This window comes from Micromonospora sp. NPDC049679 (genome assembly GCF_040659735.1).
Lineage (GTDB): Bacteria > Actinomycetota > Actinomycetes > Mycobacteriales > Micromonosporaceae > Micromonospora_I.
On sequence record NZ_JBFANZ010000030.1, the window covers coordinates 34634 to 51625 of the forward strand.

The 16992-nt window shown below is 71.4% G+C and carries 14 protein-coding genes; 6 read left to right on the top strand and 8 right to left on the bottom strand.

Annotation, left to right across the window (positions count from 1 at the left end; translation table 11 throughout):
* Positions 1 to 165 precede the first annotated feature (165 nt).
* Positions 166 to 903 carry a lysophospholipid acyltransferase family protein gene (locus tag AB0J06_RS19330; RefSeq protein WP_357430311.1) on the bottom strand — a complete coding sequence of 246 codons (738 nt, stop codon included), beginning with the start codon at positions 901 to 903 and terminating at the stop codon, positions 166 to 168.
* A gap of 115 nt (positions 904 to 1018) precedes the next feature.
* Complete coding sequence (locus AB0J06_RS19335) at positions 1019 to 1174, bottom strand: hypothetical protein (RefSeq protein ID WP_357430312.1); 156 nt, start codon at positions 1172 to 1174, stop codon at positions 1019 to 1021.
* A gap of 230 nt (positions 1175 to 1404) precedes the next feature.
* Here AB0J06_RS19335 and AB0J06_RS19340 point away from each other — a divergent pair, with 230 nt between their 5' ends.
* A complete protein-coding gene (locus AB0J06_RS19340; RefSeq protein ID WP_357430313.1) occupies positions 1405 to 2310 on the top strand; it encodes a squalene/phytoene synthase family protein in 906 nt (301 codons plus the stop codon).
* Positions 2307 to 3821: a 4-hydroxy-3-methylbut-2-enyl diphosphate reductase gene (gene ispH / locus AB0J06_RS19345; protein WP_357430314.1), complete on the top strand. Its 1515-nt coding sequence runs from the start codon at positions 2307 to 2309 to the stop codon at positions 3819 to 3821. Before AB0J06_RS19340 ends, ispH begins: the two co-directional genes overlap by 4 nt.
* A gap of 58 nt (positions 3822 to 3879) precedes the next feature.
* On the opposite strand, the gene AB0J06_RS19350 is transcribed toward ispH, so the two are convergent.
* Together AB0J06_RS19350 and AB0J06_RS19355 are read right to left on the bottom strand one after the other, a co-directional pair.
* Entirely contained in the window at positions 3880 to 4701 is an 822-nt protein-coding gene (locus tag AB0J06_RS19350) for an MOSC N-terminal beta barrel domain-containing protein (RefSeq protein ID WP_357430315.1), read from the bottom strand.
* Positions 4698 to 5471: a polysaccharide deacetylase family protein gene (locus AB0J06_RS19355; protein ID WP_357430316.1), complete on the bottom strand. Its 774-nt coding sequence runs from the start codon at positions 5469 to 5471 to the stop codon at positions 4698 to 4700. The genes AB0J06_RS19350 and AB0J06_RS19355 overlap by 4 nt, the downstream gene beginning before the upstream one ends.
* Positions 5472 to 5612: 141 nt before the next feature.
* On the opposite strand from AB0J06_RS19355, the gene fdh reads away from it, so the two are divergent.
* From fdh to nrfD, 3 genes are read left to right on the top strand one after another with little or no spacing between them, the layout of a single operon-like run.
* Positions 5613 to 8891 carry a formate dehydrogenase gene (gene fdh, locus AB0J06_RS19360; RefSeq protein WP_357430317.1) on the top strand — a complete coding sequence of 1093 codons (3279 nt, stop codon included), beginning with the start codon at positions 5613 to 5615 and terminating at the stop codon, positions 8889 to 8891.
* Positions 8892 to 8893: 2 nt separating this feature from the next.
* Positions 8894 to 9934: a 4Fe-4S dicluster domain-containing protein gene (locus AB0J06_RS19365; RefSeq protein WP_357430318.1), complete on the top strand. Its 1041-nt coding sequence runs from the start codon at positions 8894 to 8896 to the stop codon at positions 9932 to 9934.
* A complete protein-coding gene (gene nrfD, locus AB0J06_RS19370) occupies positions 9934 to 11112 on the top strand; it encodes an NrfD/PsrC family molybdoenzyme membrane anchor subunit (protein WP_357430319.1) in 1179 nt (392 codons plus the stop codon). The genes AB0J06_RS19365 and nrfD overlap by 1 nt, the downstream gene beginning before the upstream one ends.
* 41 nt (positions 11113 to 11153) lie before the next feature.
* Here nrfD and AB0J06_RS19375 read toward each other — a convergent pair whose 3' ends face one another.
* The 4 genes from AB0J06_RS19375 to AB0J06_RS19390 all read right to left on the bottom strand — a co-directional run bounded on the left by AB0J06_RS19375 (position 11154) and on the right by AB0J06_RS19390 (position 14721).
* The gene (locus AB0J06_RS19375) at positions 11154 to 12701 is read right to left on the bottom strand and encodes an OFA family MFS transporter (RefSeq protein ID WP_357430320.1); all 1548 of its coding nucleotides are present in this window, start codon (positions 12699 to 12701) and stop codon (positions 11154 to 11156) included.
* A gap of 279 nt (positions 12702 to 12980) precedes the next feature.
* On the bottom strand, positions 12981 to 13991 hold the full coding sequence (gene selD / locus AB0J06_RS19380) for a selenide, water dikinase SelD (RefSeq protein WP_357430321.1): 1011 nt from the start codon (positions 13989 to 13991) through the stop codon (positions 12981 to 12983).
* A gap of 87 nt (positions 13992 to 14078) precedes the next feature.
* On the bottom strand, positions 14079 to 14417 hold the full coding sequence (locus AB0J06_RS19385; RefSeq protein ID WP_357430322.1) for a hypothetical protein: 339 nt from the start codon (positions 14415 to 14417) through the stop codon (positions 14079 to 14081).
* 25 nt (positions 14418 to 14442) lie between these two features.
* A complete protein-coding gene (locus tag AB0J06_RS19390) occupies positions 14443 to 14721 on the bottom strand; it encodes a hypothetical protein (RefSeq protein ID WP_357430323.1) in 279 nt (92 codons plus the stop codon).
* A gap of 106 nt (positions 14722 to 14827) precedes the next feature.
* Here AB0J06_RS19390 and AB0J06_RS19395 point away from each other — a divergent pair, with 106 nt between their 5' ends.
* Positions 14828 to 16978 (top strand): glycoside hydrolase domain-containing protein, encoded by a 2151-nt coding sequence (locus AB0J06_RS19395; protein WP_357430324.1) that lies wholly within the window; start codon positions 14828 to 14830, stop codon positions 16976 to 16978.
* The last annotated feature ends 14 nt before the right edge of the window (positions 16979 to 16992 follow it).

Genomic DNA, 16992 nt, shown 5'->3' on the forward strand with positions numbered 1-16992 from the left:
CCCATGCGCCGCGCCTGCTCACGTACGCGACAATCCTTGTCACGCGTGTTACGTGCGTGTCCGCTCGCGCGAACCCAGGGCGTATGTGATGCGCAGTCGTGTTCCGGCCGCTGCGACGGCGGCGTGCTGCGCTTCCCCCGGCTGCCCGACCGCGCGGTCAGTGGATCACTCGGGCGTCTTCGCGTCCATCGCCGCCGCCGTCTCGGGCGTCGGTGCCCCGCCGCCCAGATGCGCGGGCTGCCACCAGGCGTCCTGCGGCCCGGCCGGAGTGTCGGGATAGTCGCGCTGAGCCCGATCGAGCAGCGTGGAGAGCCGCTCCCGGAGGTCGCCGGTGACCGCGTCGTAGTCATCGCGACGTTGCGGGGCGAGCGGCTCGCCGATCAGGATGGAGATCGGGACGTGTCGCCGGGTCAGCGTGCGGGGGCGGCCCTTGGTCCAGAGACGCTGCGAACCCCACACGGCCATCGGGATCAGCGGCACCTGTGCGGCGGCGGCGAGCCGTACCGCCCCGCTCTTGAGATCCTTGATCGTGAACGACCTGCTGATGGTGGCCTCGGGGAAGACGCCGACGACCTCCCCCTCCTGCAGCGCCGCGAGCGCCTGGCGGTAGGAGCCGAGTCCGGCGCTGCGGTCAACCGGGATGTGGTGCATGCCCCGCATCAGGGGCCCGGAGACGCGATTGTCGAAGACCTCTTTCTTGGCCATGAACCGGACCAGCCGACGGGCCGGCTGGGCGCCGAGTCCGCAGAAGATGAAGTCCAGGTAGCTGACGTGGTTGCAGGCGATCACCGCGCCGCCGGAGGCGGGGATGTGCTCGGCCCCCTCCACCTGAATCCGTAGATCGAGTACCCGAAACATGGCCTTGGCCGCCGCGATGACCGGCGGATAAACGATCTCCGACATGTCCCAACCGTAGCCGCATTCCGTCCGGACGCAATCGTCCCGGTCGTCGCCGGGCCCGGGAGGTCATTGCTGAGCGGCGGATCAGGAACGAGCGCCGGCCGCAGCAGGGGCGGCGCTACTCGTAGGGCTGATCCTCCGCCTGCTGCCCGCCGCTCTCGTCGGCATCCGTGCCGACCTCGCTCGCGCCATCGTCGTCATCCTCGCCCGCGGTCGTGTCGTCGTCCGGGCCGCCGGCCGCGTCGCCGCCGCCCGCCTCGTCCTGGTCGCTCATGTCCCTCATCCTGCGCCGCCGCGCCCTGCGGCCACCGCCGTTCGCGATGATTGGCGCGACAGCCGGCACGGTGGGCGGGAACAGGTGATCGCGATCGCTCGCAACTTCCGCTGGCCGACGGGGGTTACCGGTCGGATTCAGGGGTAAGGGCCGCGGACGCGGCGACGGCGCACCGTGATTGCTGTTTCCGGAGCCGATCGGCGCGTGCCTGGACCCGTACGGGAGGCGCCGTGACACTGCTCGATTGGACCGCCGGGCCGCCGGGCCACCGCGCGGTCGGGCGTCGGTCGACACACGCCCCCCGGGCCCGCGAGAACGTTCCGCTCGCGCTCGCGGTCCTGCCCCAACGGATCCGTCGGCACCTGCTCGCCCTCGACGCCTACGCCCGGTTCGTCGGTGAACTCGGCGACCACCCGGCGACCGCCGACGGGCCGGGGATGGCCGGTGCCCCGACGGATCGGACGGCCACCCTGCGTCGGCTGGAGGCGGAGCTCTACGGGCTGTACGACGGCCGGGCGCCGACGCATCCCGCCCTGGCCGGGCTCGCCCCGACGGTGGCCGCCTGCGGGTTGCCGATCGAACCGCTGCTGCGGTTGATCGCCGCGAACCGGGTCGACCGGGTCGTCGTCCGGCACGCCTCCTTCGCCGGTCTCGTCGAGTGCTGCCACCTCTGCGCCGATCCGGTCGGCGAACTCGTTCTGCACGTCTTCGGCGTCGCGACTCCCGAACGGATCGCCCTCTCCGACCGGATCTGCACCGCGCTGCGCCTCGTCGAGCACCTGCGGGACGTCGGCGAGGACCGTCGCCGCGGCCGGGTCCACCTGCCGACCGAGGACCTCGCGCGGTTCGGGGTGACCGAGCGGGACCTGGACGCACCGCGGGCGCGCGCTCCGCTGCGCAACGTGATCCGGCTCGAGGCGTCCCGGGCCGCCACCTGGCTGGACGCGGGCGCCCCGCTCGTCGCGACGCTGCGCGGGTGGGCCCGGCTGACGGTCGCGGCGCAGGTCGCCGGTGGCCGGGCCGCCCTCGCCGCTCTGGCCCGCAGCGGCTACGACCCGCTGCCCGGGCCGCCCCGCCCGACCCGCTCCGGGATCACCCGGCACTGGCTCACCTCGCTGGTCGGGAGCGCGGGATGACCGGGCCGAGCGATGAGTGGGTCCTCTTCGCCGTGCTGCGGGCCGAGGCGCGCGCGCTGGGTCGGGGTCTGCCCCCGGGCACGCCGCTGCACCGCACCGGCACCGGGACGGCGCGTGCGGCGGACGCCGCGAGCCGGCACCGCAGCACCTCGGCGCTGGCCGTGGCCGGGATCGCGGGCGGGCTCTCCGCGGCGCTGCGCCCCGGTGACCTGGTCGTCGCGAGCGAGGTGCGGCGCGACAACGCGCCGTGGGACACCCTGCCATGCCCGACCGCGCCGATGATCGCGGCGAGTCTGCGCCGTCGCGGCCTGACCGTCCACATCGGACCCGTCGTCACCGCCGCGCGGCTGCCGGACGCGGCGACGCGGCTGCGGTTGGCGTGCACCGGCGCCCTGGCCGTCGACACCGAGTCGGCCGCGCTGCTCGCCGACGCCCGGGGGCGCCCCGTCGCCTGCGTCCGGGTGATCGCCGACCTGCCGCCGCGACCCCGGTTGCACCCGTTCGCGCTGGGCCGGCTCGCGACGGCGTTGCGCGCGCTGCCACCGGCGGCGCCGGCGCTCGTCGAGTGGGCCGCGGCGACCACCGTACGCCAGGTGCAGCTGGCCGAGCCCCGGTCGTTCTGCGCGGGCGTCGAGCGGGCCATCGCGATGGTGCAGCGGGCGCTGGATCAGCACGGCCCACCGGTCTACGTCCGCCGGCGGATTGTGCACAACGCGCACGTCGTCGCGGCCCTGGGTCGGCGCGGGGCGGTCTTCGTCGACGATCTGGACGAGATCCCCGACGGCGCGCCCACCGTCTTCTCCGCGCACGGGGTTCCGCCCGCGGTCCGTGCCACCGCCGCCCGCCGGGGGTTGCCGGTGATCGACGCGACCTGCCCGTTGGTGACGAAGGCGCACAGTGCGGCGCGCCGGGTCGCCGGGCGGGGGGACACGGTGCTGCTGATCGGCCACGCCGGACATGAGGAGACCGAGGGCACGCTCGGCGAGGCGCCCGAGCGGATCACGCTGGTCCAGAGCGCGCAGGACGCCGAGCGGGTGGAGGTCGCCGACCCCGCGCGGGTCTCGTACCTCGTGCAGACCACGCTCGCGATGGACGAGGTGAGCGACGTGCTGGAGGTCCTGCGTCGTCGGTTCCCGGGCCTGACCGGTCCATCGACGGACGACACCTGCTACGCCGCCACCAACCGGCAAGCGGCGCTGCGGGCGGTAGCCGCCCGCTCCGACGTGGTGCTGGTCCTCGGATCGGGCAGGTCCGCCAACTCCCGCCGCCTGGTCGAGATCGCCCTCCGCGGCGGCACTCCGGCGTACCTCGTCGAGGACGTCGACGCGGTCGACCTGCGCTGGCTGGCCGGCGCACGCGCGGTCGGGGTGACCGCTGGCTCCGCCGCCCCGCCGCGACTGGTCGACGAGACGATGGCGGCGTTGGCCGGGCTCGGTCCGCTGGCCCCTGGTAACCGCATCACCACCGACGACGCGGGGGTCACCCGGGGGACGGAGACGCGCGCGCGATGACCGCTCCCGCGCGACGCCTCCGGTCATCCGGAGAGTCGTCCGGGTCGGACCCGCGAGCTCACAGCACGGCGATGTCGTCGTCGACGCGGACGCGTCCCGGCGTCACGACGGCGGCGTAGACGCCGAAACAGGTCGCCCGGCCGAAGGGGGCGATCTCCGTGCGGTGGTAGCGGGCCAGCGTGCGCAACAGCCCGTCATCCGCCCCGCCGCCGTGGTCCAACGCCGGTACGGCGCAGCGCGGCGTCGGCAGCGTCACCTCGATGACCACGTCCGTGCCGATGCGCATCCGCTGGCCGGGCGCGGGATCGGCGGGGAGTTCGGCGACGATGTTGGGGCGGAACCGACCGTGGTCGACGGGCCGCCCGTGCCGTCGGGCCAGCGTGGCCAGGGCGGCGGTGGTGACCAGGTGGACGGTGCCGCCGTCGAAGAACCGGCCCTCCGGGTGCGGCGGCAGCGGAGTCCTCGTGGCGGTGCCGGGGACGGCGCCGGTCACCCACTCCGGGATCAGGCCGGGTTCCTCCGGCCACCACCGGTGCAGCACCGGATCCGGTGGCGGGCTGCGGGTGAGCGTGACGTGGCGACCGAGCCACCTCGACAGCGCGCCGTTCGCCTCCGGGCTGCCCGCGGGGGTGACCGCGACGTCCGGCACGGCGACGGTGACCTCGTCGGAGAGCGCCTGCACCCGGGCGGTCACGTCGAGCAGTCGCCCCCACGGACGCGGATGCTTCGCGCTGACCACGACCCCGTCGTCGTCCACGAGCGCCCAGATCCGGTCGCCGACGAGACCGTCGGTCCCCACCCGCGCCGTGCGCAGCGCCTCGCCGCCGGCCGATTTCACCGGGTAGCGGTGCAGCGCCCGCACCCGCCCGGCGTCGCTCATGCCATCAGCTCACGCATCGTCACCGGTCGCAGACCGCGTCCGCGCAGCAGCTCCAACAGCGCCGGCATGGCCGCCACCGTCCCCGGATGACCGCAGTGCAGGCTGATGATCGACCCGTTGCGGACGGCGGCGCCGACCGTGCCGACGATCGCCGCCGCGCCCGGGTCGGTGTGGTCCAGGGAGTCGACGTCGTACGAGAGGCAGCTCGGGTAGCCGACCCGCTGCGCCTGTGCCCGGAGCGGCGCGGCGCAGCGCCTCGTCTGGGACGGGCGGAACCAGGTGCCGATCGAGCCGGTCAGCCGCTGCAGCAGCTGCGCGCAGCCGGTGATCTCGGCGAGGGCGTCGGCCGGGCCGAGGCCGGAGATGTCGAGGTGGTTCTGCGTGTGGTTGCCCAGCTCGTGACCCCCGTCGAGGATGCGCCGCGCGATCGCCGGCTGTTCCTGCAGCCAGCTGCCGACCGCGAGTACGGTGACCCGGGCGCCGCCCCGCTCCAGCTCGCCGAGGAGGGCACGCGTCGTATGTGCCTCGCCCTGCCCGTGGAAGGTGAGCGCGACGGCGGGGCGGTCGCGCGGACCGTGGGTGACCTCGGCGGGCACTGGCCGGGAGAGGCCGTGCGGCGGGCTCGCCGTCGACGGCGCGGCGGTCGCGTTGCCCGCGATGGCCCCGGTCGGACCCGCGCCGTGCGGCGCGCCGCGGGCGGTGCAACCGGTGGCGGGAACTGCGCCGACGGCGAGCGCGGCCGCGGCGCGCAGGGCATGTCGACGGTCCATCACGGCAGAGCGTAGTGGCGTACCGGCCGCGACCGAGGGGGAATTCGACAAGCCGGGCGCGGTGCGCTGCGGATCCCGGCGGCGTGATCTATCGTCGGAACCGTTGCGTCCGACCATCCCGGGTGGGGGAGTGGTGATGGCATGGGTGTTCGCACCTGGATCGAGGGCTGGCCGGTCTACCGGCAGCTGACCGGCACCGACCCGCTCGGTCGGGGCGCGGCGGCCAAGTCCGCGCGCTCGAAGGCGCTCACCGCCCGCACCGAGACCGCCGATTCGATGGCCCGCTCCGTCTGCCCCTACTGCGCGGTCGGTTGCGGCCAGCGCGTCTTCGTCAAGGACGGCCGGGTCACCCAGATCGAGGGTGACCCGGACAGTCCGATCTCGCGCGGCCGGCTCTGCCCGAAGGGCTCGGCGAGCAAGAACCTGGTCACCAGCGAGCTGCGTCAGCAGAAGGTGCTCTACCGCCGGCCGTACGCGACGGACTGGGAGGAGCTCGACCTCGACACGGCGATGGACATGATCTCCGATCGGGTGATCGCGGCCCGGGAGGCGACCTGGGAGGACGCCGACGACCAGGGGCGGCCCCTCAACCGCACCCTCGGCATTTCCAGCCTCGGCGGCGCGACGCTGGACAACGAGGAGAACTACCTCATCAAGAAGCTGTTCACGGCGATGGGGGCGCTACAGATCGAAAACCAGGCGCGCATTTGACACTCCGCCACCGTCCCCGGTCTGGGGACCAGCTTCGGGCGCGGCGGCGCCACCAATCCGCAGCAGGATCTGCAGAACGCCGACTGCATCATCATCCAGGGCTCCAACATGGCCGAGTGTCACCCGGTCGGGTTCCAGTGGGTCATGGAGGCCAAGCGGCGTGGCGCGAAGGTGTTCCACATCGATCCGCGCTTCACCCGCACCAGCGCCGTCGCCGACACCTACGTGCCGATCCGCGCCGGCTCCGACATCGCGTTGCTGGGCGGCATCGTCCGCTACATCCTGGAGAATGAGCTCGACTTCCGGGAGTACGTGGTCGCCTACACCAACGCGGCCACGATCGTGAGCGAGGACTACCAGGACACGGAGGATCTCGACGGGCTCTTCTCCGGCTACGACCCGGAGACCGGCACGTACGACCCGACAAGCTGGCAGTACGACGGTCACGAGCCGCACGGGCAGATGGGCGACGCGCCGGTTCAGCGGGAGACGGCGTCGGCGATGCAGCACGAGTCGCACGGGCCGCCGGTGCCGGGGGAGACCGAGCGCGACGAGACGCTGCAGCACCCGCGCTGCGTCTACCAGATCCTCAAGCGGCACTTCTCCCGCTACACCCCCGAGGTGGTGGAGCGGGTCTGCGGGATTCCGCAGGAGAAGTTCGAGGAGGTGGCGCGCGCCTGGACGGAAAACTCCGGGAGGGAGCGCACGACCACCCTGGTGTACTCGGTGGGCTGGACGCAGCACAGCGTCGGCGTGCAGTACATCCGCACCGGGGCGATCATTCAGTTGCTGCTGGGCAACGTCGGCCGACCCGGTGGTGGGGTGCTGGCGCTGCGCGGGCACGCCAGCATCCAGGGCTCGACCGACATCCCGACCCTGTTCAACCTGCTCCCCGGCTACCTGCCGATGCCGCATCACGCGCAGCACGCCAGCTTCCAGGACTGGGTCGACTCGATCGCGCACCCCGGTCAGAAGGGCTTCTGGGGCAACGCCAAGGCCTACGCGACGAGCCTGCTGAAGGCGTACTGGGGCGACGCGGCGACGCCGGAAAACGACTTCGGCTACGACTACATGCCCCGGTTGACCGGCGACCACGGCACCTATCAGCAGGTGCTGGCCATGATCGACGGCAAGATCAAGGGCTACTTCCTGCTCGGGCAGAACCCGGCGGTCGGCTCCGCCCACGGTCGGGCCCAGCGCCTCGGCATGGCCAACCTCGACTGGGTGGTCGTCCGTGACCTGTTCCTGATCGAGAGCGCCACGTTCTGGAAGAACAGCCCGGAGGTGGAGACGGGCGAGATCGTGCCAGAGGAGTGCCGCACCGAGGTGTTCTTCATGCCGGCGGCGTCGCACGTGGAGAAGGAGGGCACCTTCACCCAGACGCAGCGGCTGCTGCAGTGGCGGGAGAAGGCGGTCGATCCGCCGGGCGACTGCCGTTCGGAGCTCTGGTTCTTCTACCATCTCGGCCGCATGATCCGGGAGAAGCTGGCCGGCTCCACCCTGCGCCGCGACCGCGCCCTGCTCGACCTGTTGTGGGACTACCCGACGCACGGCCCCGACCAGGAGCCGGACGCGGAGGCGGTGCTGCGCGAGATCAACGGGTACGAGGTGGCAACCGGCCGACCGGTGTCGCACTTCGTCGAGTTGAAGGACGACGGCTCCACCGCTGGGGGCTGCTGGATCTACAGTGGCGTCTTCGCCGACGGGGTCAACCAGGCCGCGCGGCGCAAGTCGCGGCTGGAGCAGAGCTGGGTCGCCCCGGAGTGGGGCTGGGCGTGGCCGGCCAACCGGCGCATCCTCTACAACCGTGCCTCGGCCGACCCCGAGGGACGCCCGTGGAGCGAGCGCAAGGCCTACATCTCCTGGGATCCCGAGAAGGGGGAGTGGACCGGCCCTGACGTGCCGGACTTCGAGAAGACCAAGCCGCCGTCCTACCGGCCGCCCCGCGACGCGTCGGGGGTGGCGGGGATCGCGGGCGATGATCCGTTCATCATGCAGGGTGACGGGAAGGGCTGGCTCTTCGCGCCGGCCGGGCTGGTCGACGGCCCGATGCCGACACACTACGAGCCGGCGGAGTCACCGGTGCGCAACCCGATCTACGGCCAGCAGGCCAACCCGACGCGCAAGGTCTACCGTCGGTCGGAGAACCCGATCAACCCGAGTCCGCCGGAGCCGCACAGCGACGTCTTCCCGTACATCTTCACGGTCGCGCGGCTCACCGAGCACCACACGGCGGGCGGGATGAGCCGCATGCTGCGCTACCTGTCGGAGTTGCAGCCGGAGATGTTCGTCGAGGTGTCCCCGGAGCTCGCGGCCGAACGCGGGTTGGAGCACCTGGGCTGGGCGCACGTGATCACCGCGCGGTCGGCGATCGACGCCCGGGTGATGGTGACCGACCGGATGAGCCCGCTGCGCATCGAGGACCGGGTGATCCACCAGGTCTGGCTCCCCTACCACTGGGGCAGCGAGGGCTATTCCCGGGGCGAGTCGGCCAACGACTTGTTCGGCATCACCCTCGATCCGAACACCCTGATCCAGGAGAGCAAGGTCGGCACCTGTGACGTGCAGCCCGGGCGGCGCCCGCGCGGCCCGGCGCTGCTCGACTACATCGGCGAGTATCTGGGCCGGGCCGGGGTGACGCCCGACCACTACCCTCCGATCCTCACCACCGACGCGGTGACGAAGAGCGCCCGGAAGAAGGAGGACTGACCGTGGTCAGCGCGGACAGCCTGTTCGGTCCGATCGACCCCGCGCCGGACGCGGGATACGTCGACGCGCCGCCGCGGATGGGGTTCTTCACCGACACCAGCGTCTGCATCGGCTGCAAGGCGTGTGAGGTGGCCTGCAAGGAGTGGAATCTGGTCCCGGACCACGGTCTGGACCTGCTCGGCATGTCCTATGACAACACCGGGGCGCTGACCGCCAACTCGTGGCGCCATGTCGCCTTCATCGAGCAGCCCCGCCCGCTCGGGCGGCAGACCCCGGCGCTGGCCGGCACCCCGACCGGCCCGTCGGGCAGCGCGCACATGGCCGAGATCGCCTCGACCACGCCGGGCGTGCCCGACACCGACCCCGGCCTGCCGCCCGCGCCGCATCCGGAGCCGGCGGGCCGGATGGCGGCCGGCCCGGAGTTCCTCGGCATGCCCGGCACCGATCTGCCCGGCCGGCAGGGCGGCGGGGAGCGTACCGACCTGCGCTGGCTGATGTCGTCGGATGTGTGCAAGCACTGCACCCACGCCGCCTGCCTGGACGTCTGCCCCACCGGGTCGTTGTTCCGCACCGAGTTCGGCACGGTCGTCGTGCAGGAGGACATCTGCAACGGCTGCGGATACTGCATCCCGGCCTGCCCGTACGGCGTCATCGACCAGCGCAAGGGCGACGGACGGGCGTGGAAGTGCACGCTCTGCTACGACCGCATCGGTGAGGGCATGACGCCGGCGTGTGCCCAGGCCTGCCCGACCGAGTCGATCCAGTACGGCGTCCTCGACGAGTTGCGCGAGCGCGCGCAGCAGCGGGTCGAGCGGCTGCACGCCGACGGGGTGCCCGAGGCGCGGTTGTACGGCCACGACCCCAATGACGGCGTCGGCGGTGACGGCGCGTTCTTCCTTCTCCTGGATGAGCCGGAGGTCTACGGCCTGCCGCCGGACCCGATCGTGACCACCCGCGACCTGCCGGACATGTGGCGGAGGGCCGGTGTCGCGGCGCTCACCATGGCGGCAGCGGTGGCCGTCGCGTTCGTCGGGCGGTCCTGATGAGCGACGGCGAGGAGATCGGCGCGCGGTTCCGGCGGTTTCAGGAGCGACTCGCTGACGGGAGCGTCGGGGCCGGCGGGCCCGAGCGGCCGCTCGAGCGCGGTGTCGGCACCCCCGGCCTGGACGTTCCGGGACGGGACTGGTCGCCGAAGACGCAGCGGCGTGAACCCGGCGGCGGGGGAGAAGGAGGACGGCGGGGAGGCGGCCGGGGGAGAGGCGAACGGGAGGGCATCACCGTCCCGCCGGTCGAGTTCAGCTCCTATTACGGCCGTCCGATCCTCAAGGCCCCGGTCTGGAAGCACGACATCCCGGCCTACCTGTTCACCGGGGGTCTCGCGGCCGGCACCTCGCTGATCGCGGCCGGCGCCGACCTGACCGGACGACCGGCGCTGCGCCGGGCCGCCCGGGTGACGTCCCTCGCCGCGCTGGGCGCCAGCACCTACTTCCTGATCAACGACCTCGGCCGTCCCGAGCGCTTCCACCACATGCTGCGGGTGGCGAAGCTGACCTCGCCGATGTCGGTCGGGACGTGGATTCTCGCCATGCTCGGGCCGGCGGCCGGGGTCGCGGCCGTCAGCGAGGTCGGGCCGTTGCTGCCCTCCCGCGGCCTGCTGGGCTTCGCCCGCCGGATCGCGCCCCCTACCGGGCGGGTTGCCGGGCTGGCCGCGGCGGCGCTCGCGCCGGCGCTCGCCACCTACACCGGCGTGCTGCTCGCCGACACCGCCGTGCCGTCATGGCATGACGCCTACCCGGAGTTGCCGTTCGTCTTCGCGGGCAGCGCACTCCTCAGTTCAACCGGCGCCGCGATGATCACCGCGCCGACTGCCGAGACCGGCCCGGTCCGCCGCCTCGCGCTCGCCGGCGCGGCGATCGAACTGACCGCGTCGCACCGCATCGAGACCAGGCTGGGGCTGACCGGTGAGCCCTACCGGGAGGGGCGGGGCGGCCGCCTGTTGCGGCTGAGCCGTTCGCTGGTGCTGGCCGGCGCGGCCGGGGCGCTGCTCGGCGGCCGGAGCCGGCTGCTGTCGGTGCTCTCCGGCGCGGCGCTGGTCGGATCCGCGGTGGCGACCCGGTTCGGGGTCTACCACGCCGGCGTCGACTCGGCGAAGGATCCGAAGTACACCGTGGTGCCGCAACGGGCCCGACTCGAACAGGCGGAGTCGGACACCGACCGGTAGCGGCGAGCGCCCCCGCCAACCGGCGGGCGGGGTCACCGACGTCAGCCCGCGAACAGCTTCGCGGCGGTGATGGCCGTCTGCACGACGCCGTACCCGAGCAGTGCGATGACCAGCAGCCACGAGATCAAGAGCCGTGCCCCCTGCGGACCCACCTCGGCCGGTGGGTGACTCTCCGGCCGGAGCGCGACGGGGTCGGTCCGCTCGGCGGGCGCTATCGGACGGGCTCCACCGGTGCCCGGTTCGTGGAAGCGTTCCGGGATCGGTCGGACCAGCAGGTTCGCGATGAACCCCGCGGCGAGGATGGCGACCATGGTGAACAGGGCCGGCCGGTACGCCGACGCGGTGAGCGTGCCGGGCTTGCCCTGGGTGTCGAGGACGCCGTTGACGATCAACGGCCCGGCGACCCCCGCCGCGGACCAGGCGGTCAGCACCCGGCCGTGGATGGCGCCGACCTGGTAGGTGCCGAAGAGGTCGCGCAGGTAGGCGGGCAACGTGGCGAAGCCGCCGCCGTAGAAGGAGATGATGGCGCAGGCGAGCACCACGAAGAACGCTGTCGAGGCGTGCCCGACCACCGCGAGCAGCGCGTAGAGCACCATGCCGAGGCCGAGGTAGAGCATGTAGATCGGCTTGCGGCCGATGATGTCCGACGCCGACGACCAGACGAATCGCCCGGCCATGTTGAACAGCGACAGCACCCCCACGAAGCCGGCCGCGGCGGCGATCGAGATGGGGGACACCCCGTCGCGGAAGAAGTCCTGGATCATCGGGCTGGCCTGCTCCAGGATGCCGATGCCCGCGGTGACGTTGCAGAACAGCACGATCCACAGCAGCCAGAACGACCGGGTACGGATGGCGTTCGCCGCGGAGACGCTCGCCGAGGTCACCAGGGGTTTCGCGGTCACCGTCGCGGGGTCGAAGCCGGCCGGGCGCCAGCCCGGCGGGGGGACCCGGACGTTGAACACGCCGAACATCATGATCAGGAAGTAGGCGATGCCGAGCGTGACGAACAGACCCACCAACGCCCCGCCCGAGGCGACGGCGCGGGAGTTGGCGGGGTTGTAGCCGGCGTCGTAGAGGGAGAGCAGTTGGCGCGAGACCGGGCTGGCGAGCATCGCTCCGCCGCCGAAGCCCATGATCGCCATACCGGTGGCGAGACCGGGTCGGTCCGGGAACCATTTGATCAGTGTGGAGACCGGCGAGATGTAGCCGATGCCCAGGCCGATACCGCCGATGACGCCGTACCCGAGATAGAGAAGCCAGAGCTGCCGGGTGGCGATGCCGAGTGCCCCGATCAGGAACCCGGCGGCCCAGAAGCACGCGGAGACGAACATCGTCTTGCGCGGTCCGCTCCGCTCCGCCCACGTGCCGCCGATCGCGGCGGAGAGCCCCAGCATCCCGATGGCGATGCTGAAGATGACGCCGATCGCGGTCTGGCTGGTGTTGAAGTGCGCGATGAGCGAGGTCTTGTAGACGCTCGTGGCGTAGACCTGCCCGATGCACAGGTGCACCGCCAGCGCCGCCGGCGGAATGAGCCAGCGAGTGTATCCGGGGGGAGCGACGGTGTGCCGAGGGTCGAGTAGCGACAACATGGGCAACATCCACCTCCTGCGGATAAGAGGGGCGTCGGCGGGTTGTCGACATGTCGCACCGTCGCAACTGCCCCCACCGGCGGAGAAACTTCGGCGTACCCGGATCACGTCGGATCATCCCGGCACGCGGGCGAAGGGCGGTGGGTAAGCATCAGCAGCCTCATGCGCCGCGTCGCCCATCAGGACAGCGGCGTCCTCATCAGCCCATGCGGGAACAGCGCGGTCAAACGTGGCCGCCGCCGACGGTTCTCCACCGCTTCCGCATCGTGCTGGGCGAACTCACCGGACGAGGAGCGTGATGCCGTCGCCGTGGGCGGGCAGCAGTTCGCCGATGACGGGATAGCCGGGCACCTCGCCGGCGACCAGCAGCCCGCCCGAGGTCTGCGCGTCGGCGAGGAGCAGCAGCTCATCCTCGGCGACCCCGGCCGTGTCGGCGTGCGGACGCACCCACTCCAGGTTGCGCCGCGTGCCGCCGCTGACATAGCCCTCGGCGAGCGCCGCACGGGCCCCGTCGAGGTACGGCACCGCCGCCGCGTCGATCCGCGCCGTCACGCCGCTGGCGCGGGCCAGCTTGTGCAGGTGGCCGAGGAGCCCGAACCCCGTCACGTCGGTGGCGCAGACCGCGCCGGCCGCCAGCGCGGCGACGGCGGCGTCCCGGTTGAGTTGCGTCATCGTCGCCACGGCCTGCGGAAAAGTCTCGCCGGTCGCCTTGTGCCGGCTGTTGAGCACGCCGACCCCGAGCGGCTTGGTCAGGGTGAGCGGGATCCCGGCCCGCCCGGCGTCGTTGCGCATCAGACGCGCCGGGTCGGCGATGCCGGTGACGGCCATCCCGTACTTGGGTTCCGGATCGTCCACGCTGTGCCCGCCCGCCACGTGGCAGCCGGCGGCGCGGGCCACGTCGAGGCCGCCGCGCAGCACCTCGGCGGCGAGTTCGAGCGGCAGCGTCTCGCGGGGCCACGCCAACAGGTTCACCGCGACCACCGGGGTGCCGCCCATCGCGTACACGTCGGAGAGGGCGTTGGCGGCGGCGATGCGTCCCCAGTCGTACGCGTCGTCGACGACGGGGGTGAAGAAGTCGGCGGTGGCGACGATCGCCGTACCCGATTCGAGCCGGACCACCGCGGCGTCGTCGCCGTCGTCGAGCCCGACGATCAGCTCGCCGGGTCCCTGCGGCGCCGCGTCGCCGACCAGGCCGGCCACCACCGCCTCCAGCTCACCGGGAGGAATCTTGCAGGCACAGCCGCCGCCGTGCGCGTACTGCGTCAGTCGAATCAGCTCGGCAGTGGTCATAACGGTCACTCTGCCACGCACCTGAGATCCGACGCCACGCGGGCGAATGGAGATCGTCTGTGGTGAGGTGCTCAATGGAGGCGTTCATCAGGACTTCCCGCGTCGCCGCGCCCGCATGCCGAGGAAGGCAACGGCCAGCAAGATCACCGACCCCGCCGCGACGGCCTGGGTGGTTCGGTCGGCGCGCTTGCCGCTGCAGGAGCGCCACGCCTGGTCGTAGTAGTCGCCGTCCGGGGTGTTGCGCCACTGCGTCACGTTGATGCTCCATGCGGTGCCGCAGCTCTTGTTAGCCTCGTGGTCGCCGGGCCCGATGCGGATCGGCCACGACAGCAGCAGCAGCACGACGATGGCCCCCAACAGCGCGGTCAGGAACGGCGCCACGCTCGTGGCGGAACCCCGCATGGTCGGCTCAGCTCCGGTCGTCATCCGCACGATGATAGAGCAGCGGCACTCAGCTCCGGAGTGCGTCGTGGACGGCAGGGTTCTCGGGCGAGCTGACCGCCGGCGGTCGGCGCCGCACCGCGTCCCACAGAGCTTTCCCGCTCGCGAAGTAGTCGCGGACCGACTTCGTGCAGGTAGCCCCGCGCGCGGAGCGGGTCGTCCACAACCACGGGACGCTCAGCAGGATCACCGCGGCGAGAGCGGACACGGCGAGCCGGCGCAGATTGATCGCCTTGGGTACCGGGCCATGGTAGTGGCGCCCGTCGAACAGCGCCCTCCATGAACCCAACTCATCAGTTACGATTCCTCGTTCACGTGATGACGGTCTATATCTGAGCGTCGTGCGGCCGTCCGACGCGGACACTCGAGTGAGACGGGGGACCATGGTCACCATCTTGAAGCGTGCGACCTGGGCGCGGTACGTCGGCGAGGAGGACCGGGCTCACGCCGCCGCGGACCCGGTGCCGACGGCCGGACGGGAGTGGAACCCTGCCGCGGGCGGGGTGATGATCCACCACCGGGGTCCGGACCGGCCGTTCGGTGGTGAGTACGCGACGGAGGAAGACTGCCTCAAGGACATCGCCGGCGTCTACGAGGATCACAAGCACAGCCCCGACTTCGACGGCGACATCGGCTACAACTTCCTCGTCTGCCAGCACGGCAACATCTACGAGGGCCGTGGATACGAGCGGGGCGAGGCCAACACCGGCACGGAGCCCCCCATCGACGGCGTGGGGCGCAACACCGGGTTCTACTCCATCTGCGCCCTCATGCGCCTCAACCACACCGCTAACGAGACGCTGCTGCGCTCATACCGGGCGCTCATCCAGCACCTGCGCGAGCAAGCGCCCAAGAAGGCCGGTCCCCGGATCCTGCCGCACTCGTTCAACTATCCCGGCACCGAATGTCCCGGCAACCTCACGATGTACGCGCAGCAGGGCTCGACGATCGATCCGGCCGCGCCGTGGACCGGCCTCGCGGACATCTACATCTTCGCCGCCCAGAAGTGGGTGAACGCCGCTTACAAGAATGCGCCGGGATACATCAAGTGTCCCGAGAACGGGCGCACCGGGTGGTCCACGGTCCTCTCCTTCACGCAGGGACTGCAGCACGAACTCGGCATCTCGCCCACAGTCCAGAACTTCGGTCCCGGCACCTTCGACGCCGTCAAGCGACGCGGCACGTTGCCGTCCGAAGAGTTCAATGCGAACCTGATCCGTCTGTACAACGGCGCACTGTGGTGCAAGGGCTACTGGACGTCGACCAACCAGGGGATCTGGAATGACGATTCGCAGGCTGCCCTGGAGAGGCTCTACAGCGACACCGGCCTGTCGTACTCGAACAACACGCAGCGCTACGCCATGTGGCCGCACATCGTCAAAGCGCTGATGCGCATGGACCAGTTCCGTCTCGTGCCCCGCGGCGACATCAACATCCAGCGCGTCCAGCAGCGGCTGAACTCTCGCTACGTTTCCGGCATCCGTATACCCGCGATGGCCCTGGTGCCGTGCGACGGCATCTACTCGCGGGACGTGCAGCAGGGCTTCATGATGGCGGTCCAGTACGAGCTCGGCATCGAACTGAACTCCATCAATGGCTACTTCGGCCCTGGCACGCAGGCCGCGTTGCGGGGGAAGGGCTCCCAGCGGCTCACCGGCGATCTGCGCTACTTGTTCCGCGCGGCCTGTTACTTCAACTCCCCCGTGATGGTGCCGGACGGCTCCGTGCAGGTCCCCCTCATGTACGCGCCGAGCGACATCGATACCGACACGGAGACCAGCACCCACCTGAACTGGGTACGCGCCTTCCAACGGTTCTCGCAGATCCCTGTGACGGCCACCAACGACTACACGACCTGGGCGCAGCTGCTCGTCTCCTCCGGGGACACCACCCGGCCAGCCACCGGCTGCGACTGCATCACCGAGATCACCGCCGCACGCGGCAAGCAGCTGCGCGACGCCGGCTACCGGATCGTCGGCCGCTACCTCGACGAGCACCTGCCGCCCACCGATCCGTACTACCTGGGCAAGGCCCTCAAGCCAGGCGAGCCGCAGACCATCATCAACGCCGGCCTGCGGTTCTTCCCACTCTTCCAGTACAACGGCACGCAGCTCGCCAACTTCACCTACGACAAGGGCTACGACCAGGGCACGAAGGGACATGACAAGGCCGTTGAGCACCGCATCCCCGCGGGCACCTGCATCTATTTCGCGGTCGACTACGATGCTCTGGACATCGACATCGACAGCAACATCAAGCCGTACTTCGAGGGCGTCAAAGCGGCCCTGGCCGCCAAGGGCGGCCGCTACATCTTCGGCGTCTACGGATCCCGCAACGTGTGCAGCCGTGTCTTCCACGAGGTAGGCGCCCGGTGGTCGCTGGTTTCGGGCATGTCGTGGGGCTACTCCGGAAACCTCGGCTTCCCCCTGCCCGAGAACTGGTCGTTCAACCAGATCCGCGAGTTCGAGTTCCAGCCGGGCTGGGGCCTGGACCACAACGTCTGGCGCGACGGCGCCGACCCCGGTGTATCCGCCCTCGACGCGTGAGTGAGGAATTCCCG